This window comes from Neisseria sp. P0009.S008 (genome assembly GCF_051958615.1).
Lineage (GTDB): Bacteria > Pseudomonadota > Gammaproteobacteria > Burkholderiales > Neisseriaceae > Neisseria > Neisseria subflava.
The window spans coordinates 164,796-186,165 of sequence record NZ_JBQCVG010000003.1 but is presented as its reverse complement, the minus strand read 5'-3'; the positions used below and the strand labels follow the sequence as shown (position 1 = coordinate 186,165).

Here is a 21,370-nt window from a genome sequence, read left to right as displayed (position 1 = left end):
TCCGATGAATTTCAGCTTTGTCCCTTTGTTTCTGGTTACGCTGATTTTTTTGGGCGTCATCAGCAACAACAACTCGATTACGATTTCGGCAGCGGTATTGCTGCTCATGCAGCAGACGGCCTTGTCGCAATATCTTCCCTTGGTGGAAAAACACGGTTTGCATCTGGGCATCATCCTGCTGACCATCGGTGTATTGAGCCCGCTGGTTTCCGGTAAAATCCAAATTCCGCCGGTTTCTGAGTTTATCAATTTCAAAATGATTGCCGCCGTCCTTATCGGCATTTTGGTTGCCTGGCTTGCCGGACGTGGCGTTCCATTGATGAGCGAACAGCCTGTTTTGGTAACCGGATTATTAATCGGTACTGTCATCGGCGTTGCTTTTCTTGGCGGCATTCCGGTCGGCCCCTTAATTGCTGCCGGCTTATTGTCTTTTTTTGCCGGAAAGGTTTAAAATCCCTTCCTTTAACGCCTCGCCATAGTTCAACGGATAGAACGTATGCCTCCTAAGCGTAAAATACAGGTTCGATTCCTGTTGGCGAGGCCATAGTTTCAATAAAAGCCTTTCATACTTTGAAAGTCTTTTTTGTTATCAATAAATAAAGGCCGTCTGAAACTTTTCAGACGGCCTTTTCATTTTGCCAAACCGTTAACCCGGACGACCATCCGAACGCGGACGAATCAGCCAAGGAATATATTTCCATGCGTACAACAGCAGAGATACGGCAAACAAGGCGGCGGAGCAACGGATACTATGTATGTATGCCGTACCGCTCACAAAGGTAGCCAAAACACGGATAACCGTTGCGGCAATCATCAGCCAAAAGGCGACAGGAACCACTTTAGGCGGCGGATAAATAGAGTTGCCGGTATGGCCAAGCGCAGTTCGCGCCATCATGCCCAAAGTCAGTACGCCGATACCGCCAACGCCGATGAGGTGCACACCCAAATTCAGGAAACTTGAAATCCAATAAGAAAGACCAACCGCGATCAAGCCCAAGCCTGTAAACAGATAGCCGGCAAACAAAATCCAAAGCATAGGCTCTTTCAGTACGGCTTTATACCACCAGCGGTACACCTGCACGGTAAAAATCACACCGGCAGCAATAGAGAACAAAGCAGCCAATTCCGGCAATATGTTATGAGCCATCATCATAGCAGTCAGCATAGGCAGCCAAAGCGATCCGTGCGCGACCCATTGAGGGCTGGGAATTTGCGGTACGTTCAAACGTTTGGACGTAAAGAACGAGATAATCCGCATACCGATCAAACCGATAAAACCGGCCACCATAATCAAACCGGATTGCAAACCGGTCATCAGCGCGATGGCATCAAACGGCTGCATTTTCATATGGAACGCGAAATGGGTGCCACCTAAAACAAAAATAGCAAATACGGCAACATAGTTGCGCTTGTTTTGAGAACGGATTACCGGCAAAGCCATACACACCGCGCCATACCAGAAAAAGATCGTACCGAATATACCGCTTGCCGTAGCACCCCAGCCGGGAATAAACGCACACAAACGCGCAAGCAGCCAAAATGCGGTCAAACCTGCCAACGCTTTACCACGTGTAGGCGGTTGGCCAGTCCAAGTTGCCACCGCGGTCAGCAAGAATGCAATGACAACCAATCCGGCGTAGCCCCAAATCATTTCATGGGCATGCCAATACAAACCCGGCAATTCAGGCGTACCCTGATAGCCGAAGCCCCAAAGCAATATAGACAATGCGCCATACAAAGCCGCCAACGAGTAAAACGGGCGGAAGGCCATTGCCCACACAGGATGTTTGAACAAATCGTTCATGGTGGTTCCTTCAATTTTTATATCATCATAAGACAGCAACAGAGGCCGTCTGAAACTTTTCAGACGGCCATCGATTCCCTTCCCTATTACACATTTTCAGGCAAAGGCAAAAAAGGTTCAATCGCAGGAAAAAGCTCACGTTCCTCAAAACGCGCATGATCGCGCAAAGTTACCGCAAAATCCTTATTCCATGATTCATTCATATATTCAGGATGAGCCATCATCGCACGCAGCTTGGCATGATCGCCTTCAAAACGCTGCCTCAACGCCGGATCAACCTTATCCCAATACGGCGCAAACATGGTTTCCTCCTCCAAAAAATGTGGCTCAAGCTCCACAAAATGAGAATCCAGCTCCGCTTGATGGCTTTGCTCCGGCGTACGCAGGAGACGGACGCACAACGACAGCGAACCATGATGCTCACGGGAAAGTTCTATTAATGCAGGGTGGCGTTTCAAGGGTTTCATAAGTTCGTTATAATGGCAACAGTCTATCAAACTGGATTAATTCAAATGTTTCAGATATTATGAAACCCAACCCCACATAAAGTCAAACGGCCCCTCTCCAAGTACTACGCTTTTGACATATAATAAAAATATCTAAAGAGCCAGCCATGTATCTGACCCAACATACCGATTACGGATTGCGCGTATTGGTTTATACCGCCATCAATGATGACACCCTCGTCAATATCAGCACCATTGCCGAGACTTACAATATTTCCAAAAGCCATTTGATGAAAGTGGTTACCTCATTAGTCAAAGGCGGATTTCTGGTCAGCGTGCGCGGCAAAGGTGGCGGTTTGCGCTTGGCGGATGTTCCAGAAAAAATCAACATCGGCGCAGTCGTCCGCCATCTTGAGCCGATGCAGGTTGTCGAATGCATGGGCGATAACAACGAATGCCTCATTACCCCATCCTGCCGACTGACCGGCATCATTACCGGCGCCATCAAAGCCTTCTTCAACCATTTAGATCAATACTCCCTGCAAGATCTTTTGGACAAACCAACCTACGACATACTCTATACCCCGCGTATCCCGATCAACGAAATACGCAGAATGGTTGATTAAGTCTTCAGGCCGTCTGAAAACAGTCCGGCTATATCAAAATAATCATCAGCCTCTCAATATAGAGGGTGGTATTACTCGGAAAAATAAAAAATGCCGTCTGAAATTAAGATTTTCAAACAGCATTGTTAATTTTAAAATAATAGAAAGATATCGACCAGAGCAAGCAAAAAGTAACTGCTCGCCATTTACTTATTTCCTAATTAAAAAGTACGCCAAGTATCTTCCCAATCAACGTAACGGTCTTTTTCCAATACAAAATTGGGAACGTTATATACCAATCCCGGCTCAGGCGGCTGATAATCAAAATCAAATTTACCCTCAACAACTATAAAGATGTCAATGTGATAAGCCCATTTCGGCCTAAAAAAGCATTACCTAAATGTGCTTTAACCTTTTGTATCCATTTTATAGGTTGATCTTTATGCTGTTGTTCACATTATATTTCAACCCTTCACAAACCAATAAATACAAAAATGCCCGAAGCCAAAAGCCTCGGGCATTTTTAATATTTGGTGGGTCCGGTGGGTTTCGAACCCACGACCAAGGGATTATGAGTCCCCTGCTCTAACCCCTGAGCTACAGACCCGTCAAGAGTAGAAGCGGATTATAGCATAACTTGTTGCTTGTTCAAGATGCCGGGCAAATGTTTCAGACGGCCTGTTGGTTTTCTATTCGGGCATTATGCCGATACGCCCAATGCTTCCCAAACTTTCAAAGCGTCCGATGTTGCTTTGACATCGTGAACACGGATGATTTTCGCGCCTCTAGCCACTGTGGCCAAAGCGGCTGCGACGCTGCCGTGTACGCGTTTGGCGGCATCTTGTTCGCCTGTCAGTTCGCCAATCATACGTTTGCGCGATACGCCGATCAGAAGGGGAAATCCGGTTGCGTCCATCAACTCAGGCAAATGTTTTATCAGGGTGATGTTGTGTTGCAGGTTTTTGCCGAAACCGAAGCCGGGGTCTAGCGTGATGCATTCAGGGGCAATGCCTGCTTGAACGCATTCTGTCGCGCGTGCTTTTAAATAACGCGCGACTTCTTCGACGACATCTTGATATTGCGGATTCAGCTGCATGGTTTTGGGCAAACCCTGCATGTGCATGAGACACACGCCCGTCTTCGGCTGTTGCGCCAGCAATGCGACTGCACCTTCATCACTCAATGCGGCAACATCGTTGATAATATCGACGCCGCCTTGCGCCAAGGCTTTTTCCATGATCACCGTGCGGCGCGTGTCCAAGCTGACGGGAACATTCCACTTGGCGACTTCCGCCAAAACCGGCTGCACCCTGGCCCATTCTTCTTCGAGAGAAACATCATCCGAACCCGGACGGGTAGATTCGCCGCCGATATCGAGAATATCCGCACCGTCTTTCAGCAGCTGCTCGGCATATGCCAATGTTATTTGAATATTTTGCGAATAGGTGCCGCCATCGGAAAATGAATCGGGGGTCAGATTGACGATGCCCATGATTTTGGGTTTGTCTAAGGCGATTTCAAATCGGCCTGCCTGCCAAATGTGCGTGTTCATAATGCTTCCATTGATGAAATAATAGAATAGAGGCCGTCTGAAACTTTTCAGACGGCCTTTAGGTTTTGACTTTAAAACAGTCAATTACATTCCGCCGTAATTTGGTCCGCTCCCGCCTTCGGGGCAAATCCAAGTGATGTTTTGCGTCGGGTCTTTGATGTCGCACGTTTTACAGTGAACGCAGTTGGCGGCGTTGATTTGCATACGCGGACTGCCGTTTTCTTCGACGATTTCATATACGCCGGCCGGACAATAGCGGGTTTCGGGCGAGGCGTATTCTTTGTAGTTTACGTCTATCATGACCTGCGGATTTTTCAGTACCAAATGGTCGGGCTGGTTTTCTTCGTGCGCGAGATTGGCGAGGAAGACGCTGCTCAAACGGTCGAAGGTCAAAACGCCGTCGGGCTTCGGATAATCAATCGGCTTGCATTCGGCGGCTTTTTTGAGCTGCTCGTTGTCTTTGCCGTGATGTTTCAAAGTCCAAGGAGCTTTGCCTCTAAAAATCATCTGATCGATACCGGTATAGACCGAGCCGAGGTAAACACCCCATTTGAATGACGGACGGACATTGCGTGCGGCATAAAGCTCTTGATACAGCCAGCTTTGTTCAAAGCGTTGCTGATAATCTGTGGCCTCTTTGCCGCTGTCGAAGCTTTCCACTTCTTCGAGGTTTTCCAACAAAGGAAATACGGCTTCTGCGGCAAGCATGGCGGATTTCATAGCCGTATGGATGCCTTTGATGCGCGGCATATTCAGGAAACCTGCGGCATCGCCGACCAAAACGCCGCCTTTAAACGAGAGTTTCGGCAGGCTTTGCAAACCGCCTTCAATCAGCGAACGCGCACCATAAGCGATACGGCGGCCGCCTTCAAAGGTTTTGCGGATTTCAGGATGGGTTTTGAAACGTTGGAACTCTTCAAACGGCGACAGATAAGGGTTTTGATAATCCAAACCGACCACAAAGCCGACAGCGACTTTATTTTCGTCAAAGTGATAAATAAACGAGCCGCCGTAGGTTTTGCTGTCCAACGGCCAGCCTGCGCTGTGCATAACCAAACCGGGCTGATGTTTTTCAGACGGCACTTCCCAAATTTCTTTAATGCCCAAGCCATAAGTTTGCGGCTCGCTGTTTTGGTCGAGCTTAAATTGTTCAATAACTTGCTTGGAAAGCGAGCCGCGACAGCCTTCGGCAAATATGGTTTGCTGCGCCCAAAGCTCCATGCCGGGCTGGAATGCATCGGTCGGTTCGCCGTCTTTGCCCACACCCATATTACCGGTCGCAATGCCTTTGACCGAACCGTCTTCGTGATAAAGCACTTCGGCAGCGGCAAAGCCCGGATAAATTTCCACGCCCAAATTTTCCGCCTGCTCTGCCAACCAGCGGACAACTTCGCCCAAGCTGGCAATGTAGTTTGCATGGTTATCGAAATTAGGGGTAATCGGCAGGTTGAACGCTTTTTTCTTGGTCAGGAACACAACCCTGTCTTTCGTCACTGTGCGTGTCAGCGGCGCGCCTTTTTCTTTCCAATCAGGAATCAGCTCATTCAAAGAAATCGGATCGATGATAGCACCGGCAAGCGAGTGGGCACCGGCCTCCGAACCTTTCTCCACCACACAAACGCTGATTTCGCGTCCATTCTTTTCGGCAAGCTGCTTGAGTTTGATGGCGGCGGACAAACCCGATGGGCCTGCGCCGACAATCACGACATCGTATTGCATACTGTCACGTTCGATGGTTTCTGTCATGGCGGTTCCTGTATTGTCGTTATTGAATTTAATCTGCTAATTATACAGCCTGGACATATAGTTACCAAATACAACAAAAGGCCGTCTGAAACTTTACTCAAATTTCAGACGGCCTTTTACTGTGTTCAAAAGATTATTGCACTTTGGTTTCCGTTACAAAACCGATTTTGCTGATACCGGCTTCGCGCGCCGCTTGCAGGGCTTGGTTGACATAATCGTATTCAACCGCTTTATCCGCCGCAATCGCCACAATCACATCTTCGTTTTTCGCTTTAGCCTCTTTCAGCTTGGCGGTTACCGTTGCCAAATCCACTTTGGCATCCGAATCACCGCCAATGACGTAAGCACCACTGGCATCAATGCTCAAACGCAAAGGATCTTTAGGCTGTTGCTTATCCTCTTTTGCTGCTTTTTCCGAAGCAGTCGGCAACTCCAAAGGAATCGAGTGGGTCAGCACCGGCATGGTAATCATAAATACAATCAGCAACACCAGCATCACGTCCACCAAAGGTGTAACGTTGATATCCGACATCGGCGCATCATCGCCGGAATTCATTGATCCGAAAGCCATGGTTTAATCCTTTTGGTTCAGAAGGCGGACATGCAGGTCATGTGCAAATGCGTCCATATCTTGCGCGATGGTTTTTGTACCGCGGTTGAGGAAGTTGTACGCCAATACGGCCGGAATCGCCACAAACAGGCCGACAGCAGTCGATACCAAAGCTTCGCCAATCGGACCGGCTACCGCAGCAATGCTCATTTGGCCGCTTTCGCTGATGCCGATCAGGGCATGGTAAATACCCCAAACAGTACCCAACAGGCCGATAAACGGAGCGGTTGCACCGATAGAGGCCAAAGCGGTCATACCGTAGTCGAACTGGCGCATGGTTTGGGTCAAACTGTTACGGATGTGAACGACCAAGTATTCGTTCAAAGGCAATTCGTCAATCAGCGATTTGCTCGTCGTTTGACGGTAATTTTGGTACGCGCGCAGAGATTCATCTGCAACACGGCTCATCGGTGCTTCTACCGCTTTGGCTTTTTGTACAGCATCAGCCAGCGTAAACGCATTCAGCATCAGTTCTTTTACCTGTGCATTGCCTTTTTTCGCTTTGCGGTATTTGATGCAGCGAATCACAATGACGCTCCAAGTCACCACACTCATCAACAACATCAGGACAAATACACCAATCAGTACCACATCACCTGATTTGAAAACTAAACTTAAATCCATAATTTTTCCAAGTTAAAAATAAAATTAAAATTTCTATCGGGTCATTTAAAATTATTTCCCAACAGCATATATTTTCCAATCAATCAGCTTAGGCCTAGATACTTATTCGAGCGTGAATTTGACAGGTACTTTAAATTCAGTCCAAACACTTGCATGACAGCTGCCATCTTTAACGGCTTTACGCGCTGCATTATCCAGACGACTATAACCACTTGATTTATTCACACTAACTGAATCTACTTTACCGCCGGGACCAACCAAGACTTTCAAAACAACCAAGCCCTCTTCACCATTTTCAGTGGATAGTGAAGGATACGGAGGTCTTGGAATATGGCAGGTTCCTTTTGCCGGATTGCCTTTACTGCTGCCGGCACCTGTACCGCTGCCACCACCTCCGCCACCGGTACCGGAACCATGTTCGCCTTTCGCACCACCGCTGCCGGATCCGCTGCCTTCGCCACGGCCGCTACCTGTACCTTTCGTACCGCCACCATTGCCTTTTCCTTCTCCGCTCAAGGCTTTGCCTTCGCCGTTGCCTTTACCGTTTTCAGCAGTATTCGGCCCGGTTTTGCTGCCTGAGTGTTCAGATGCTTTGGGAGATGGTTTAGGTTCTGCCTTCGACTCTGGTTTTGGTTCAGGTTTTGGCTCGGGCTTCGGCTCTGGTTTAGGTTCCGGCTTAGGCTCGGGCTTAGGTTTCTCGATAGGTTTCGGTTTTTCCTTTTGCTGTACGATATCCGCTTTTTCTTTTTTCGTTACCACAGGTTTGATAACAGGTTTGGGCGGCTCGACAGGCTTAGGTTTGGGCTTCGGCTTGGGTTTTGGTTGTTCGGGGGTAGGCTCGGGGGCGGCAGGTGCGCCTTCGCCTTCAGGGCTGCCGTCGCCACCGCCGAAATCGCCCAAATCGACAAATTCAATATTCGCCATTTCGACAGGAGGCGGTTTGTGCGCGTGCCATAAAAGTGCAACCAAACCGACGTGAATCAACGCAACGGAAGTCACGACGGCTGGAGTTAAAATTCGTTTTTTATCCATAATTCCGTTATGTTAATAGCAACAATTCCCGTTTGCAAGTCGTTTTACAGTCAAAATAAGCATTAATGCTTATATAGAAAGTTTATAGACCTGCTGTTTTAAAGGCTGCATATCATAATATGATATTAGCTCTCATTACTAATATTATCAAACAAGCGGTCGTCTGAAAAGATAAACGGTATTGTAAAAACCATCGCCTCTTACAATCTTTATGCCATCCGCACATCAGACCAATATTGAAACTTCATCAGACCGATAAAAATTCAAATGGTTTCAAATCATCTGTATTTTTTATCCATAAAACATCAGGCCGTCTGAAAACATTCTTTCAGACGGCCTGATTCAAACAAAATCATTTTTTCCGTTTCGCCCTTGGGTGCGCCTCATCATAAACGCGCGCCAAATGGTCAAAGTCCAGTTTTGTATAAACTTGCGTAGCGGAAAGGTTGCTGTGTCCCAACAACTCCTGCACAGCACGGATATCACCCGATGCCTGCAAAAGATGGGTTGCATAGCTGTGGCGCATCATGTGCGGCGAGATATGGCTGGCACTGCCCACGCGCACTGCCCACGCCTGCAGGCGTTTTTGGATTTGACGTTGCCCCAGCCTGCCGCCGTTCTTATTGGTGAACAAGGCCTGTTCGCCCTCTTTGGCAATACGCACTGCCAAATAATCACGCAATGCCGCAATACTTTTAGCCACCAAAGGCACTTGCCGCTGCTTGCCGCCTTTACCCTTCACACTGACCCAGCCTTCGTCCAAGACGATACCTTCCAGATTCAAACCTTGTATCTCGCTCAGGCGCAAACCGCTGCCATACATCAACTCAAACATGGCCTTATCGCGCACATCCAGCTCGTCATCAACAGGCGCATGGTCAAGGATATGGTTTAAAGGTTCTTGCGGCAGCGCTTTGGGCAGGCGCTCGGGCAGGCGCGGCGCTTTCATATTAAATGTCGGGTCGCTTTCCATAACTTCTATCTGCACCAGCCAACTGCAATACTGCCGCCATACCGACAATTTCCGCGCCAAGCTGCTTTCGCTCAAGCCCTTTTGCGACAGCTTTTTCAATACCGCCACAAAATCGCGGCGCGTCGGCAGGCCGTTTTCAAGATTATCGGGCAACAGGCGCATCAATTCACTCAAATCGCGCCGATAAGCGGAAACGGTATGCTCCGACTTGCCTTGTTGCAGCAAGGTTTTCAGATAGCGTTCAAGATGAAGCGCAAAATTGCTTGATTCCGCCATTTCAGACGGCCTCCAATGCCGTTTTCAATGCCGAAGGCAAACGGCAGACACGTTGCTTGCCATAATCGAAACACACCATGCCTGTCTGCACTTTCGCCAGCACAAGGCCGTCTGAAATCCTGCGGATACGATATAGCAAAGAAAAGCCCACCCCGGCCATGCCCGCCGCCCCCATTTCTACCGACAGCTCATCGCCATGATGACCTTGCGCCAAATACTGTACCGCCGCATCCGCCATAATCAGGCCTGCCCCTCCGGCATCCATTTCGCTCCAACCCAGCGTCACCAGCCAACGCATCCGCACTTCATGGCACAAACGCAACACCGCATCGTTCGCCAGATGGCCGCCATAGTTCACATCGCCCACCTGCACTGTCAAGGCCGTCTGAAACAAAGGCTTATCACATTCGGCCACCGAAATCCTATCCATTTTGCACACCCGTTCTCAATACTACGCCATTATAAACCGAGACCCTGTTCGTTAATATATAAAAACAATGTAACAGCTTGTAGTCTTTCATTTCAAAAAACATTATAATTTATCGGATAAATTTACCTTTCACTACCTCAGGAGCTCCTTATGGCACTCGTATCCATGCGCCAATTATTGGACCATGCAGCCGAAAACAGCTACGGTCTGCCCGCATTCAACGTTAACAACCTCGAACAGATGCGCGCCATCATGGAGGCGGCCGACCAAGTCAACGCCCCCGTTATCGTTCAAGCATCCGCAGGCGCACGCAAATACGCAGGTGCCCCATTCCTGCGCCATCTGATTTTGGCCGCAGTCGAAGAATTCCCGCACATCCCTGTCGTGATGCACCAAGACCACGGCGCATCTCCTGATGTGTGCCAACGCTCCATCCAACTGGGCTTCTCCTCTGTAATGATGGACGGCTCGCTGATGGAAGACGGCAAAACCCCTTCTTCTTACGAATACAACGTCAACGCCACCCGTACCGTCGTTAACTTCTCCCACGCTTGCGGCGTGTCAGTTGAAGGCGAAATCGGCGTATTGGGCAATCTCGAAACCGGTGAAGCCGGTGAAGAAGACGGCGTAGGTGCAGTGGGCAAACTTTCCCACGACCAAATGCTGACCAGCGTTGAAGATGCCGTACGTTTCGTTAAAGATACCGGCGTTGACGCACTGGCTATTGCCGTCGGCACCAGCCACGGCGCATACAAATTCACCCGTCCGCCCACAGGCGATGTATTGCGTATCGACCGCATCAAAGAAATCCACCAAGCCCTGCCGAACACCCACATCGTGATGCACGGCTCCAGCTCCGTTCCGCAAGAATGGCTGAAAGTCATCAACGAACACGGCGGCAAAATCGGTGAAACCTACGGCGTACCGGTTGAAGAAATCGTCGAAGGCATCAAACACGGCGTGCGCAAAGTCAACATCGACACTGACTTGCGCCTCGCCTCTACCGGTGCCATCCGCCGCTTCATGGCAGAAAACCCATCCGAATTCGACCCGCGCAAATACTTGAGCAAAACCGTCGAAGCCATGAAACAAATCTGTCTTGACCGCTACCTCGCATTCGGTTGCGAAGGTCAAGCCGACAAAATCAAACCGATTTCTTTGGAAAAAATGGCAACCAAATACGCCAAAGGCGAATTGAACCAAATCGTTAAATAATCCGTATCTCGGATTCACACTAAGGCCGTCTGAAAACTTGAAAATAAGGTTTCAGACGGCCTTAGCTTTGGGGAAATTATAGTAAAATCTTCCACCGACCACACATCAAAACACATCGAAAGCAAACATGAAACTCGCCGTTATTTTGCCGGCCTATTGCGCCGAAGCTTATTTGCCCGAATGCTTGGATTCGGTATTGAATCAAACATTCCGCGACTTTTTCGTCATCGCCATCAACGATGCTTCAACAGACAAAACCGGCGAAATCCTCGAAGCTTACGCAGCCAAAGATTCACGTTTGCAGGTTTTCCACCTTCCGGAAAACAAGGGCGAGCCGTTTGCCTGCCAATTTGCCATGGATATGCTCAAAGACGTAGAGGTCGAATATGTGGCACGAATGGACGCGGACGATATTTGCGCCTTGGATCGTTTTGAAAAACAAATTCACTTCTTAGACAGCCATCCCGAAATCGATATTGTCGGCAGCCAAGCCACCATCTTTTTTGATGACCAAACCGGAAGAGAACCCATTTTAAGCGACCTCCCCCTGCTCGACAAAGACATTAAAGCCTTTCTCTCCTTTGCCGCCCAAAACATGTTCAACCCCACCACCATGTGGCGGCACGACAGCATTAAAGACCTCGGAATAAACTACACCGCGACAGAAACCGCGCCCGATTTCCATATGTGGGTGCAATGCGCCCTACATGGAAAAACCTTTGCCGACCTGCCCGAGCCTTTGTTGTCTTACAGGATACACACCGCTCAAGAAAGCAAAAAAAGAGACAAAATCAACAGATCCGTCCAATACACCATGGAATTATGGTTCAGCCACCTTTTCCCTGAATTAAACCCAGTAGAAGTCACTCTCTTAAGTCGAATCTTGCATGAAAAGCAACTGCGTTTAACCACCGAAGAACTGAAAACCATTTTTGCCGCTTATGACAGAATCAGCAAAGACCGCAGCATCTCTTTGTTTGGCGAAGACCGCAATACGTTGTTCGGTATGATAGACCAGTTCTTCAATTTCTTAAAAAGCCGGTTGAAATTCACTTAAATCATAAAAGGCCGTCTGAAACCTCGGTTTCAGACGGCCTTTATCTATTTCAATATCAATCTAAATCAGAACAAGCCGTGAATCACTCCTTCTGCGTCCACATCGATTTTCTCGGCAGCCGGAACTTTCGGCAGACCCGGCATTTTCATCATATTGCCGCACAATGCAACGATGAAGCCTGCACCGGAAGAAACGGTAATGCCGCGCACGGTAATGCGGAAGCCTTCAGGGCAGCCCAAGAGTTTGGCGTTGTCGCTCAAAGAATATTGGGTTTTCGCCATGCAGACCGGCATTTTGTCCAAGCCCAGTTTTTCCAGTGAAGCGATTTCGGCAGACGCTTCCGCGCTGAAATCGACATCTTCCGCGCCGTACACTTTTTGGGCGATGGTGCGGATTTTGTCTTTAATGCTCAACTCAACATCGTAGGCAAAGCCGAAGTTATTCGGTTGGTTTTCGATGGCGTTGACGACTTTGTGCGCCAAGTCTGCACCACCCGCGCCGCCTTTGCCCCATACTTCAGTCAAAGAAACTTCAACGCCGTGTTCCGCGCAGGCTTTTTCAATCATGGCTAACTCAGCATCGGAGTCGGACACGAAGCGGTTAATGGCAACCACCACAGGTAGGCCGAATACATTTTTCAGGTTAGAAATGTGTTTCAGCAGATTAGGCAGGCCTTTTGCCAAAGCATCAAGGTTTTCTTCGCCGAGGTTGGCACGCTCCACGCCGCCGTTGTATTTCAAAGCGCGGACAGTAGCCACGACAACAGCCGCATCAGGTTTCAAATCCGCCAGACGGCATTTGATATCGCAGAATTTTTCCGCGCCCAAATCTGCGCCGAAGCCTGCTTCGGTTACGGCGTAATCGGCAAGGTGTTTCGCCAAACGGGTGGCGGTAACGGAGTTACAGCCGTGGGCGATGTTGGCGAACGGACCACCATGCACAAAGGCCGGAGTGCCTTCGATGGTTTGCACCAAGTTAGGCTTAATCGCATCTTTAAGCAATGCCGCCATCGCGCCATTCGCTTTCAAATCTTTGGCGTAAACAGGGCTACCGTCTTTGGCGTAGGCGACAAGGATGTTGCCCAACCGCTCTTTCAAATCACTGATATCTTTGGCAAGACAGAATACCGCCATCACTTCGGAAGCAACGGTAATGTCGAAACCGTCAGGACGCATCACGCCGTCAACAGGTTTGCCCATACCGTCGATGATATTGCGCAACTGGCGGTCGTTCATATCGACCACGCGACGCCACAGGACGCGTTTCGGATCGATGTTCAACTCATTGCCTTGATAGATATGGTTGTCGAGCATGGCGGCGAGCAAGTTATTCGCCGCACCGATAGCGTGGAAGTCGCCGGTAAAGTGCAGGTTGATGTCTTCCATCGGCAAAACTTGGGCATAACCGCCGCCTGCCGCGCCGCCTTTGACGCCGAACACCGGACCCAAAGAAGGCTCGCGCAGGGCGATCACCGAGTCTTTGCCGATATGGCGCAATGCGTCCGCCAAACCGATGGTTACAGTGGTTTTGCCCTCACCCGCAGGAGTCGGATTAATGGCGGTAACCAAAATCAGACGGCCTTGTTTTTGCGGCAGTTTAAACGCTTCGGCAGGATTGATTTTGGCTTTGTAATGACCATAGGGCTCGATGTTGTCAACGTTCAAACCCAGCTTGGCGGCAATTTCACCAATCGGGCGCATGGTGGAAGACTGGGCAATTTCAGCATCGGTTTTGAAGCTCATGATTTTCCTTTATTGAGAGAGGGAAAGGCCGTCTGAAACAATACAATTAAAGACGGCTGGAAGAAAAAGAATATTAGTTCTATTATAACGTTTTCCAAAGACAAACCGCAGTGAAAATTTCGATATTTCATCAACAAGCGGATTCATATTGTCAACAATTTGAAACAAAGGAATAAAACATGAGCAGCAACGCATGGCTGTTTTGGGCATTGGCATCGGCAGGCTTCGCCTCATTGACTGCCATTTTCGCCAAAATGGGTTTACAGGGCATAGATTCGGATTTCGCCACCTTTATCCGCACCTTGGTCATCCTCGCCGCTTTGGTACTGTTTTTAACCTACACCGGCAAATGGCAGGGCGTGAACGGCTTTACCGGTCGTAACTGGACATTCCTCATCCTATCCGGCCTCGCCACCGGCGCTTCTTGGCTCGCCTACTTCAAAGCCCTGCAACTGGGCAACGCCTCGCAAGTCGCACCCGTCGACAAATTCAGCCTGGTCTTGGTTGCTCTGATGGCTGTCGTTTTCTTAGATGAACGGCCAAGCACGCAGGAGTGGGTAGGCTTAGGCTTGGTAACCGCTGGCGTATTGACTTTGGCTTTGAAACGATAAAAATTGGGACATCAAAAAAGGCCGTCTGAAAAATTTCAGACGGCCTTCGCTTCAAACAATCAGCTCAATATTAATTTGAACCGACTTTGATTTTTTGCCACAAGTTGACAGACAGTTTTTTCGCATCTGCGCTCATTTGAGGCATGACGAAACCGTCTTTCATGTCTTGCTCGTTCGGGAAAATAGAACGTGTGTTCACCAGCTCGGCAGGCATTTTTTCGCGTGCAGGTTTGCTGGCCGGTGCGAAGGTTACGGCGATACCGTTTTTCGCAGCCACTTCGGGATCCAGCGTGTAGTTGATGTACTTGTGGGCATTGACGACGTTTTTCGCATCGGCCGGAATCAGCCAAGATTCGATCCAGAAGCCCATGCCTTTCGGAGTCAACACTTCGACGCCGACATTATTCTTCACTTCTTCAGAACGCGCTTTGGCCAAGTTCAAGTCGCCGCCATTACCTGCCGCCAAGCAAATGTCGCCGCGCGCCAATTCGTCAATGATGGAAGGGCTGAAACGTTTCACGTCAGGACGGATGGTTTTCAAAACTTCCGCCGCCGCTTTCAAATCTTCAGGATTCGAGCCTTTAGGATCTTTACCCAAGTAGTTCAACAAGATTGGGAACATTTCGCTAGGGGTATCCCACAAAGCGATGCCGCAAGATTTTAGCTTGTTGGTGTATTCAGGTTTGAACAGCAAATCCCAGCCGTTTTCAGGCAGCTTGCCGCCCAAAAGCTCTTTACCCTTCGCCGTAATCGCCAAAGTGTTCACGCCGGAGAAGTAAGGCACGGCGTATTGATTGCCCGGGTCGGCGGTTTCCAACATCTTCAGCAATTCAGGGTCGATGTTTTTATAGTTCGGAATCAGATCCTTATTGATTTTTTGGTATGCGCCTGCCTCAATTTGGCGCGGCAGGAAGGCAATACCGGGCACAACCAAGTCATAGCCGGATTTGCCGGTCAGCATTTTGGCTTCCAGCGTTTCGTTGTTTTCATACAAATCGTAAGTCAGCTTCAAATTGTTGGCTTTTTTGAAGTCTTCGACTGTACTTTCGTCAACGTAGTTTGACCAGTTGTAAATATTCAAAGTATCGGTAGCGGCTGCCTCGGCATTGGCAGCAGGCGCGCTGCCTGCTTGAGGTTGCTCGGCTTTTTTCTCGCCACCGCCGCACGCGGCCAAAGACAATGCGGCCAATACGGCTAATACAGATTTTTTCATACGGGTAGATTCCTGATGAAAGAGTGGTTAATGTCAATAAATAAGAAACCCTGCACCCCATAAACACCCCGGCGCAGAGTTAGGCTATTGTAATGGAAACGTAAGCAAACGAAAAGCAATATCCATCTGATTTTTATTGAAATAAGGCAAAGCAACATCATCTTTTTCCCAAAAGCGTTGCACCGGCTGTCGTTTTTGGGCAAAATACGGCTGATTTGCGCGCGTTTATAGAGAAAAAGCTTGCACACAAGGAAATCTGTCTTTAAAATTGCGCGTTTACAGAATTTATTTTTCAGGAGATATTCAATATGGCAAACAGCGCACAAGCCCGCAAACGTGCCCGCCAGTCGGTTAAACAACGCGCCCACAACGCCAGCCTGCGTACTGCATTCCGTACCGCTGTGAAAAAAGTGTTGAAAGCAGTTGAAGCCGGCGACAAAGCTGCTGCTCAAGCAGTTTACCAAGAATCCGTTAAAGTCATCGACCGTATCGCTGACAAAGGCGTATTCCACAAAAACAAAGCAGCCCGTCATAAAAGCCGTCTGTCTGCTAAAGTAAAAGCTTTGGCTTAATACTGACGCAGATGTCGGAAATCCTGACAACCAAAGCAGGATAATCGAGCTGATACGATGCCCCTGAGGTCTTGCCTTTCAGGGGCATTGCCGTATTCACACTCCAAACCGACTAAATAAAACCATTTACCCTTTCATCAGGCCGTCTGAAAAACAACGGAAACTCTCATGAACAAGATGTTGAAACATTCCCTAAGTATCGGATTCATTGCCGCCGCCCCACTGGCCGCCGCCAATACCGCCCTACACTGCACCACCATCCAAGACAATGCCACCCGTTTGGCGTGTTACGACAACATCTACTCGGCGCAACTCCCCCCTCAATCCCCACTGCCACAAGCGCAAACCGAAACCGCCAAAACACCGGTTGACCTCGAACAAAGCATCCGTAAGAGCATTGAGAAAAAAGAAGCTGCCATCGTATTCGACAACCCTACCCATCCGAATATTTCAGACGACGTATTAAGCGAAACTGCCGACAGCTACACGCCTTTAAGCCTGATGTACGATTTGGATAAAAACGATACACGCGGCCTGTTGAGCGTACGCGAGCATAATCCTATGTACCTCATGCCCGTTTGGTACAACAGCAGCCCCAACTACTACCCGGAATCCCCCAGTCGCGGCGTAACCACGCAGGAAAAATTCAGCGAGCAGAAACGCCTCGAAACCAAAATGCAGGTTTCCTTCAAAAGCAAGATTGCCGAAGATTTATTCAAAACCCGTGCCGACGTATGGTTTGGCTACACCCAAAAATCCGACTGGCAAATCTTCAACCAAGGCCGCAAATCCGCTCCGTTCCGCAACACCGACTACGAGCCTGAAATCTTCATTACCCAACCTGTTAAAGCAGACCTGCCTTTCGGCGGCAAACTGCGCATGGTTGGCGCAGGTTTTGTTCACCAATCCAACGGTCAAAGCCACCCGGAATCGCGATCATGGAACCGCGTTTATGCCATGGCCGGCATGGAATGGGGCAAGCTGACCGTTATGCCTAGAGTTTGGATGCGCGCCTTCGATCAAAAAGGAGATGACGACGACAATCCGGACATCAACAAATACATGGGCTACGGCGATTTGAAAGTCCAATACCGCTTCAATGACAAACAAAATGTTTATTCCGTCCTGCGTTACAACCCGAAAAGCGGACGCGGTGCCATTGAAGCTGCTTACACCTTCCCACTCAAAGGCAAACTCAAAGGCGTTGTCCGCGGTTTCCACGGTTACGGCGAAAGCCTGATTGACTACAACCACAAACAAAACGGCATCGGCTTCGGCCTGATGTTCAACGACTGGGACGGTATCTAATTCCTCCATATTGTTTCAGACGGCCTGTGCAATCAAGGCGGCCGTCTGAAACAACAAAACAAGCCATTCGTTTAAAATACTCGTTTCCTAGCGTCCAAACGCGTATAATGCAAAGTTTGGGCAAAACTTGCCGGAATGAAACAAAGATGACAGAAGCCGCAGCCGAAAGCGGAAAAATCGCCAAGGCTTTAAAGAAATACCTGATTACAGGCGTACTGGTTTGGTTGCCGATTGCCGTAACCATCTGGGCGATGACCTACATCATATCCGCCGCCGACAGACTGATCAGCCTATTGCCGGAAAGCTGGCAGCCCCAGCATTTCTGGGGATTTAACATACCCGGTTTGGGCATTGTTGCCGCCACCGTCGTCTTGTTCGTTACCGGCGTATTTGCCGCCAACGTTTTAGGCAGACGGATTCTCGGCGCGTGGGACAGCCTTTTGGGACGCATTCCCGTCGTCAAATCCATCTACTCCAGCGTTAAAAAAGTTTCTGAATCCCTGCTCTCCGACAGCAGCCGCTCGTTCAAAACCCCCGTACTGGTTCCCTTTCCACAACCGGGCATTTGGACGATAGCCTTTGTTTCCGGTCATATCCCCGACAAACTCAAAGGCAGCCTGCCGCAAGATGACGACTATATTTCCGTTTACGTCCCAACCACACCCAACCCGACCGGCGGCTATTACATCATGGTTAAAAAAAGCGACGTTCGCGAGCTGGACATGAGTGTGGATCAGGCATTGAAATATGTAATTTCGCTGGGCATGGTAATGCCGGACGAAACATCTATAAAACAGCTTCATCACCATGACGAAAAATGAAAATATATAATCAACCAGTTAGAAGATAAATAATGAAAAAGTGGATAATTTCTTTCTTAATCTGTCTATCAAGCTCTACATTTGCATCTGACTCAAATTTAATTACGGGTGTAGATTTTTTTGAACTAGGAAATAGTAAATTATCTATTATTAATCATATTAAAAAACTAGGAGGAAGAGAAATTCAGCAAGATGATGATATGAGTTCCTTCTATCCACCTGCCGATCCAATTATCTTCCAAAATATAAAATCAAATTATGCAAACTTTGACTGGGTAAATGCCTATTTTGAAAAAGGGAAATTATATAGAGTCGAAATATTATCCTCTCCCTGGGAATTAAATGAGGAAATAAGAGGATTCAAATTTAAAGAAAATGAATACCAAAATTTTCAACAATTATTAAATAAGCTAAAACAACAATATAGTTTTAGCAAAGATGACAGTGAAATTGAAATTTTTGAAGACGTAGGAGGAGATCACGCCTGCGACAAGCCAATCATCTTAAAAAAGAAAATATGGAAAATTCAAAGTCCCAATAATATTGAAGCCACATATACTGAAACAAGGATGCTAGAACCATATAGTCGTAGAGAATTAAGTATTAATGACGCTGCAACAATGGATTGTAAATATCCAGCAGAAGGAGTTATTAATATTTACAATCGCGACATATTTACTAGTGTTATGCTACTAGACGAGAAAATTCGTTTAGAGCATGAAGCAAAATTCCAAGATAGTTTATATTAATCATATAGTTAAGAAAGAAATTTATTATGCGCACCAACTATTGCGGCCTTATCAGCGAACAATACTTAGACCAAACCGTAACCGTCAAAGGCTGGGTACACCGCCGGCGCGACCACGGCGGTGTGATTTTTATCGATCTGCGCGACCGCGAAGGCATCGTCCAAGTCGTGATTGACCCCGACACGCCCGAAGCGTTTGCTACTGCCGATTCCGCCCGCAACGAATACGTTTTGAGCATTACCGGCCGCGTGCGCAACCGTCCCGAAGGCACGACCAACGACAAAATGATTTCCGGCAAAATCGAAATCCTTGCCAAAGAAATCGAAGTGTTGAACGCCGCCGCTACGCCGCCGTTCCAAATCGACGACGAAAACATCAGCGAAAACGTGCGCCTGACCAACCGCGTTATCGACCTGCGCCGTCCGGTGATGCAGCGCAACCTGCGCCTGCGTTATCAAGTCGCTATGGGCGTTCGCCGTTATCTGGACGCGCAAGGTTTCATCGACATTGAAACCCCGATGCTGACCCGCTCCACGCCCGAAGGCGCGCGCGACTACCTCGTGCCGAGCCGCGTTCATCCGGGCGAGTTTTTCGCGCTGCCGCAATCTCCGCAATTATTCAAACAACTGTTGATGGTGGCAGGTTTCGACCGTTACTACCAAATCACCAAGTGCTTCCGCGACGAAGACTTGCGTGCCGACCGCCAGCCTGAATTTACCCAAATCGACTTGGAAACCTCGTTCTTGAACGAGGATGAAATCATGGACATCACCGAAGGCATGGCAAAACAAGTCTTCCAAGACGCGCTGGGCGTGGACTTGGGCGATTTCCCGCGTATGCCTTACGCCGAAGCCATGTTCTACTACGGCTCCGACAAACCCGATATGCGCATCAACCTGAAATTCACCGAGCTGACCGACCTGATGAAAACGGAAGAATTCAAAGTCTTCCGTGGCGCAGCCGACATGAAAGGCGGCCGCGTGGTTGCCCTGCGCGTACCGAACGGCGCGAAATTCAGCCGCAAAGAAATCGACGAATATACCAAATTTGTCGGCATCTACGGCGCGAAAGGTTTGGCATACATCAAAGTGAACGATGTCAGCAACCTTTCCAACGGCGAAGACAGCGGTCTGCAATCTCCAATCGTGAAATTCCTGTCTGAAAACGCCCTGAAAGAAATCATTGAACGTACCGGCGCACAAAACGGCGACATCATCTTCTTCGGCGCAGACAAAGCCAAAGTCGTGAACGAAGCCATCGGCGCGCTGCGTATCAAAGTCGGTTTGGAACACGGCGCGGAAAACGGCTACTTCGTGGACGAATGGAAACCTTTGTGGGTCGTCGATTTCCCGATGTTCGAATACGACGAAGAAGCCGACCGCTACGTTGCCGTACACCATCCGTTTACCGCGCCTAAAGAAGGTCACGAAGATCTGATGGTTTCCGACCCGGCAAACTGCCTGGCACGCGCCTACGATATGGTGTTGAACGGCTGGGAAATCGGCGGCGGTTCCATCCGTATCCACCGTGCCGACGTACAGGAAAAAGTGTTCGCCGCACTGAAAATCAGCCCCGAAGAGCAACAGGAAAAATTCGGCTTCCTCTTGGACAACCTGAAATTCGGCGCGCCTCCGCACGGCGGTTTGGCATTCGGCCTTGACCGTCTGGTGACGCTGATGACCGGTGCCGAGTCCATCCGCGACGTGATTGCCTTCCCGAAAACTCAACGCGCCCAATGTCTGCTGACCAACGCGCCGAATGCCGTGGACGACAAACAGCTGCGCGAATTGAGCCTGCGCCTGCGTCAGAAAGCAGTTGAAACAAAAGAAGCATAATTTACCGGCTTAACCTTTAAAATATCAAGGCCGTCTGAAAAATTTGAAATTTCTTTCAAATTTTTCAGACGGCCTTTCTACATTTTGGTCGTTTATATATATAATCAACCGCAAACTGTTTTATTTTAAACGTTTACTTTAATGACGTT

At 48.8% G+C, this 21,370-nt stretch carries 22 protein-coding genes and 2 tRNA genes; 12 read left to right on the top strand and 12 right to left on the bottom strand.

Annotated elements, in window-relative coordinates; all coding sequences use genetic code 11:
• The first annotated feature begins 4 nt into the window (after window positions 1-4).
• Together ACTHSQ_RS03870 and ACTHSQ_RS03865 are read left to right on the top strand one after the other, a co-directional pair.
• Window positions 5-451, top strand: coding sequence for a DUF441 domain-containing protein (locus ACTHSQ_RS03870; RefSeq protein WP_003686785.1), 447 nt, complete (start codon window positions 5-7; stop codon window positions 449-451).
• Window positions 452-469: 18 nt separating this feature from the next.
• Window positions 470-544 (top strand) — tRNA-Arg (locus ACTHSQ_RS03865).
• A 102-nt stretch (window positions 545-646) separates the two neighbouring features.
• On the opposite strand, the gene ACTHSQ_RS03860 is transcribed toward ACTHSQ_RS03865, so the two are convergent.
• Window positions 647-1,804: an NnrS family protein gene (locus tag ACTHSQ_RS03860; RefSeq protein WP_440371788.1), complete on the bottom strand. Its 1,158-nt coding sequence runs from the start codon at window positions 1,802-1,804 to the stop codon at window positions 647-649.
• Window positions 1,805-1,890: 86 nt separating this feature from the next.
• Window positions 1,891-2,271, bottom strand: a complete 381-nt coding sequence (locus ACTHSQ_RS03855; protein WP_440371787.1) for a hemerythrin domain-containing protein — start codon at window positions 2,269-2,271, stop codon at window positions 1,891-1,893.
• Window positions 2,272-2,417: 146 nt separating this feature from the next.
• On the opposite strand from ACTHSQ_RS03855, the gene ACTHSQ_RS03850 reads away from it, so the two are divergent.
• Both ACTHSQ_RS03850 and ACTHSQ_RS03845 read left to right on the top strand, forming a co-directional pair.
• Window positions 2,418-2,876 carry an RrF2 family transcriptional regulator gene (locus ACTHSQ_RS03850; protein WP_049328858.1) on the top strand — a complete coding sequence of 153 codons (459 nt, stop codon included), beginning with the start codon at window positions 2,418-2,420 and terminating at the stop codon, window positions 2,874-2,876.
• A complete protein-coding gene (locus tag ACTHSQ_RS03845) occupies window positions 2,869-3,207 on the top strand; it encodes a hypothetical protein (RefSeq protein WP_440371786.1) in 339 nt (112 codons plus the stop codon). Before ACTHSQ_RS03850 ends, ACTHSQ_RS03845 begins: the two co-directional genes overlap by 8 nt.
• A gap of 179 nt (window positions 3,208-3,386) precedes the next feature.
• Here the strand turns inward: ACTHSQ_RS03845 and ACTHSQ_RS03840 are convergent.
• The 8 genes from ACTHSQ_RS03840 to ACTHSQ_RS03805 all read right to left on the bottom strand — a co-directional run bounded on the left by ACTHSQ_RS03840 (window position 3,387) and on the right by ACTHSQ_RS03805 (window position 10,098).
• Window positions 3,387-3,462 (bottom strand) — tRNA-Ile (locus ACTHSQ_RS03840).
• A gap of 93 nt (window positions 3,463-3,555) precedes the next feature.
• A complete protein-coding gene (gene folP / locus ACTHSQ_RS03835) occupies window positions 3,556-4,407 on the bottom strand; it encodes a dihydropteroate synthase (protein ID WP_440371785.1) in 852 nt (283 codons plus the stop codon).
• A gap of 84 nt (window positions 4,408-4,491) precedes the next feature.
• Window positions 4,492-6,153, bottom strand: a complete 1,662-nt coding sequence (locus ACTHSQ_RS03830; protein WP_440371784.1) for an electron transfer flavoprotein-ubiquinone oxidoreductase — start codon at window positions 6,151-6,153, stop codon at window positions 4,492-4,494.
• Window positions 6,154-6,286: 133 nt separating this feature from the next.
• The gene (locus ACTHSQ_RS03825) at window positions 6,287-6,724 is read right to left on the bottom strand and encodes an ExbD/TolR family protein (protein ID WP_440371783.1); all 438 of its coding nucleotides are present in this window, start codon (window positions 6,722-6,724) and stop codon (window positions 6,287-6,289) included.
• 3 nt (window positions 6,725-6,727) lie between these two features.
• Window positions 6,728-7,387 (bottom strand): MotA/TolQ/ExbB proton channel family protein, encoded by a 660-nt coding sequence (locus ACTHSQ_RS03820; protein ID WP_003686817.1) that lies wholly within the window; start codon window positions 7,385-7,387, stop codon window positions 6,728-6,730.
• Between the two features lie 102 nt (window positions 7,388-7,489).
• On the bottom strand, window positions 7,490-8,419 hold the full coding sequence (locus ACTHSQ_RS03815; protein WP_440371782.1) for an energy transducer TonB: 930 nt from the start codon (window positions 8,417-8,419) through the stop codon (window positions 7,490-7,492).
• A 352-nt stretch (window positions 8,420-8,771) separates the two neighbouring features.
• A complete protein-coding gene (locus ACTHSQ_RS03810) occupies window positions 8,772-9,668 on the bottom strand; it encodes a tyrosine recombinase XerC (protein WP_440371781.1) in 897 nt (298 codons plus the stop codon).
• Between the two features lies 1 nt (window position 9,669).
• Window positions 9,670-10,098, bottom strand: a complete 429-nt coding sequence (locus ACTHSQ_RS03805) for an acyl-CoA thioesterase (protein ID WP_154954198.1) — start codon at window positions 10,096-10,098, stop codon at window positions 9,670-9,672.
• Window positions 10,099-10,248: 150 nt separating this feature from the next.
• On the opposite strand from ACTHSQ_RS03805, the gene fba reads away from it, so the two are divergent.
• Window positions 10,249-11,313 (top strand): class II fructose-bisphosphate aldolase, encoded by a 1,065-nt coding sequence (gene fba / locus ACTHSQ_RS03800; RefSeq protein ID WP_003686828.1) that lies wholly within the window; start codon window positions 10,249-10,251, stop codon window positions 11,311-11,313.
• Window positions 11,314-11,440: 127 nt separating this feature from the next.
• Window positions 11,441-12,370, top strand: a complete 930-nt coding sequence (locus ACTHSQ_RS03795; protein ID WP_440371780.1) for a glycosyltransferase family 2 protein — start codon at window positions 11,441-11,443, stop codon at window positions 12,368-12,370.
• A 65-nt stretch (window positions 12,371-12,435) separates the two neighbouring features.
• Here the strand turns inward: ACTHSQ_RS03795 and ACTHSQ_RS03790 are convergent, their stop codons facing one another.
• Window positions 12,436-14,112 carry a formate--tetrahydrofolate ligase gene (locus ACTHSQ_RS03790; RefSeq protein ID WP_314053152.1) on the bottom strand — a complete coding sequence of 559 codons (1,677 nt, stop codon included), beginning with the start codon at window positions 14,110-14,112 and terminating at the stop codon, window positions 12,436-12,438.
• 179 nt (window positions 14,113-14,291) lie between these two features.
• Here ACTHSQ_RS03790 and ACTHSQ_RS03785 point away from each other — a divergent pair, with 179 nt between their 5' ends.
• Complete coding sequence (locus ACTHSQ_RS03785; RefSeq protein WP_063076147.1) at window positions 14,292-14,723, top strand: EamA family transporter; 432 nt, start codon at window positions 14,292-14,294, stop codon at window positions 14,721-14,723.
• Window positions 14,724-14,793: 70 nt separating this feature from the next.
• Here the strand turns inward: ACTHSQ_RS03785 and ACTHSQ_RS03780 are convergent, their stop codons facing one another.
• The gene (locus tag ACTHSQ_RS03780) at window positions 14,794-15,936 is read right to left on the bottom strand and encodes an extracellular solute-binding protein (protein WP_049351122.1); all 1,143 of its coding nucleotides are present in this window, start codon (window positions 15,934-15,936) and stop codon (window positions 14,794-14,796) included.
• Between the two features lie 308 nt (window positions 15,937-16,244).
• Between ACTHSQ_RS03780 and rpsT the strand changes: the two genes are divergently transcribed.
• The 5 genes from rpsT to aspS all read left to right on the top strand — a co-directional run bounded on the left by rpsT (window position 16,245) and on the right by aspS (window position 21,221).
• Window positions 16,245-16,508, top strand: coding sequence for a 30S ribosomal protein S20 (gene rpsT, locus ACTHSQ_RS03775; RefSeq protein ID WP_002212556.1), 264 nt, complete (start codon window positions 16,245-16,247; stop codon window positions 16,506-16,508).
• Between the two features lie 168 nt (window positions 16,509-16,676).
• Window positions 16,677-17,816, top strand: coding sequence for a phospholipase A (locus ACTHSQ_RS03770; RefSeq protein ID WP_440371779.1), 1,140 nt, complete (start codon window positions 16,677-16,679; stop codon window positions 17,814-17,816).
• Between the two features lie 146 nt (window positions 17,817-17,962).
• On the top strand, window positions 17,963-18,637 hold the full coding sequence (locus ACTHSQ_RS03765; protein ID WP_440371778.1) for a DUF502 domain-containing protein: 675 nt from the start codon (window positions 17,963-17,965) through the stop codon (window positions 18,635-18,637).
• Window positions 18,638-18,669: 32 nt separating this feature from the next.
• Window positions 18,670-19,386 carry a hypothetical protein gene (locus tag ACTHSQ_RS03760; protein WP_440371777.1) on the top strand — a complete coding sequence of 239 codons (717 nt, stop codon included), beginning with the start codon at window positions 18,670-18,672 and terminating at the stop codon, window positions 19,384-19,386.
• A 26-nt stretch (window positions 19,387-19,412) separates the two neighbouring features.
• The gene (gene aspS / locus ACTHSQ_RS03755) at window positions 19,413-21,221 is read left to right on the top strand and encodes an aspartate--tRNA ligase (RefSeq protein WP_440371776.1); all 1,809 of its coding nucleotides are present in this window, start codon (window positions 19,413-19,415) and stop codon (window positions 21,219-21,221) included.
• The last annotated feature ends 149 nt before the right edge of the window (window positions 21,222-21,370 follow it).

Excerpts from the sequence above, each read along its gene's own strand:
- ACTHSQ_RS03850 (WP_049328858.1), top strand. The coding sequence starts at position 2,418 with ATGTATCTGACCCAACATACCGATTACGGATTGCGCGTATTGGTTTAT.
- ACTHSQ_RS03765 (WP_440371778.1), top strand. The coding sequence starts at position 17,963 with ATGACAGAAGCCGCAGCCGAAAGCGGAAAAATCGCCAAGGCTTTAAAG.
- ACTHSQ_RS03790 (WP_314053152.1), bottom strand. The coding sequence starts at position 14,112 with ATGAGCTTCAAAACCGATGCTGAAATTGCCCAGTCTTCCACCATGCGC.
- ACTHSQ_RS03825 (WP_440371783.1), bottom strand. The coding sequence starts at position 6,724 with ATGGCTTTCGGATCAATGAATTCCGGCGATGATGCGCCGATGTCGGAT.
- ACTHSQ_RS03805 (WP_154954198.1), bottom strand. The coding sequence starts at position 10,098 with ATGGATAGGATTTCGGTGGCCGAATGTGATAAGCCTTTGTTTCAGACG.
- ACTHSQ_RS03785 (WP_063076147.1), top strand. The coding sequence starts at position 14,292 with ATGAGCAGCAACGCATGGCTGTTTTGGGCATTGGCATCGGCAGGCTTC.
- ACTHSQ_RS03780 (WP_049351122.1), bottom strand. The coding sequence starts at position 15,936 with ATGAAAAAATCTGTATTAGCCGTATTGGCCGCATTGTCTTTGGCCGCG.
- ACTHSQ_RS03855 (WP_440371787.1), bottom strand. The coding sequence starts at position 2,271 with ATGAAACCCTTGAAACGCCACCCTGCATTAATAGAACTTTCCCGTGAG.
- fba (WP_003686828.1), top strand. The coding sequence starts at position 10,249 with ATGGCACTCGTATCCATGCGCCAATTATTGGACCATGCAGCCGAAAAC.
- ACTHSQ_RS03795 (WP_440371780.1), top strand. The coding sequence starts at position 11,441 with ATGAAACTCGCCGTTATTTTGCCGGCCTATTGCGCCGAAGCTTATTTG.
- folP (WP_440371785.1), bottom strand. The coding sequence starts at position 4,407 with ATGAACACGCACATTTGGCAGGCAGGCCGATTTGAAATCGCCTTAGAC.
- aspS (WP_440371776.1), top strand. The coding sequence starts at position 19,413 with ATGCGCACCAACTATTGCGGCCTTATCAGCGAACAATACTTAGACCAA.
- ACTHSQ_RS03810 (WP_440371781.1), bottom strand. The coding sequence starts at position 9,668 with ATGGCGGAATCAAGCAATTTTGCGCTTCATCTTGAACGCTATCTGAAA.
- ACTHSQ_RS03870 (WP_003686785.1), top strand. The coding sequence starts at position 5 with ATGAATTTCAGCTTTGTCCCTTTGTTTCTGGTTACGCTGATTTTTTTG.
- ACTHSQ_RS03820 (WP_003686817.1), bottom strand. The coding sequence starts at position 7,387 with ATGGATTTAAGTTTAGTTTTCAAATCAGGTGATGTGGTACTGATTGGT.
- ACTHSQ_RS03815 (WP_440371782.1), bottom strand. The coding sequence starts at position 8,419 with ATGGATAAAAAACGAATTTTAACTCCAGCCGTCGTGACTTCCGTTGCG.
- ACTHSQ_RS03760 (WP_440371777.1), top strand. The coding sequence starts at position 18,670 with ATGAAAAAGTGGATAATTTCTTTCTTAATCTGTCTATCAAGCTCTACA.
- rpsT (WP_002212556.1), top strand. The coding sequence starts at position 16,245 with ATGGCAAACAGCGCACAAGCCCGCAAACGTGCCCGCCAGTCGGTTAAA.
- ACTHSQ_RS03830 (WP_440371784.1), bottom strand. The coding sequence starts at position 6,153 with ATGACAGAAACCATCGAACGTGACAGTATGCAATACGATGTCGTGATT.
- ACTHSQ_RS03860 (WP_440371788.1), bottom strand. The coding sequence starts at position 1,804 with ATGAACGATTTGTTCAAACATCCTGTGTGGGCAATGGCCTTCCGCCCG.
- ACTHSQ_RS03770 (WP_440371779.1), top strand. The coding sequence starts at position 16,677 with ATGAACAAGATGTTGAAACATTCCCTAAGTATCGGATTCATTGCCGCC.